This window comes from Oleiphilus sp. HI0079, assembly GCF_001635105.1.
In genome coordinates, this window is the sequence record NZ_LWFT01000130.1 from 1 (window position 1) to 838 (window position 838).

The window sequence follows — 838 nt, forward strand, 5'->3', positions numbered from 1 at the left end:
CCCGCTTGCATTAGTCGGCCTGCATTCAGAACGGTTTGCTCGACGCTGTTGTTCGCGTTGAAGGGAAGGTCTGCCATTATTAAACTGCGAGCATTACCACTTTTAACGCAGCGCGTATGGTAGATCATATCTTCCATGGTGACAGGCAGAGTGCTGTCATGCCCTTGAAGCACCATGCCAAGCGAGTCACCAATCAACAATACGTCAATGCCTGCCTCATTAGACAAGGCAGCAAAGCATGCATCGTAGCTGGTCAAACAAGAAAACTTTTTGCCTTCTTCCTTAAGTTTTTTCAAAGATAAGGTGGTGACGGTCATACGCCCTATTTCCAGTTGGGTTAATGCTTGCAAAGACTAGCTATATGTTGGCTCAAGAACAAGCCAAATTTCTATCAATCTTTGACAGTTTGTGGGTTACACAGTGTTCAAGATGTTGCTGCAGTCCTGAGCCGTCAGGCAGTTTCCAATTGGGTGCAATCTCAATACATGGTACTAATACAAAATCTCTTATCAAGGCTTCTTTATGCGGAATTTGTAGGTCAGGCTCTGTCAATCGTAGGGTTTCAGTGCCATAAAAGACGATATCAATATCGATAACGCGTTCACCCCAAACTCTCGTCTTGATGCGTCCAAAGTCTTTTTCAATTCTTTGTACTACGTTAAGCAGGTGCTCTGGCGAAAGCGCTGTGTCGATCAGTACAGCAGAGTTTACATAGTCATCCTGGTCTTGAGGGCCTCGAGGCGAACTACTGTATAGCGAGGCTTTTGCTATCAGCGAGATAGCATCCTGATGAGCGATCGCATCGATTGCCTTGTTGACTTGGCTAACAGGGTTTTCA

Annotated in this window: 2 protein-coding genes; both read right to left on the bottom strand. The window is 45.6% G+C overall.

Annotation, left to right across the window (positions count from 1 at the left end; genetic code table 11):
- A partial coding sequence (locus tag A3750_RS01985) for a 3-methyl-2-oxobutanoate hydroxymethyltransferase (RefSeq protein WP_197474804.1) occupies positions 1-317 on the bottom strand: 317 nt, incomplete at its 3' end.
- Between the two features lie 52 nt (positions 318-369).
- Positions 370-838: 2-amino-4-hydroxy-6-hydroxymethyldihydropteridine diphosphokinase (gene folK, locus A3750_RS01990; protein ID WP_068547983.1), on the bottom strand; the 469-nt coding region annotated here is incomplete at its 5' end.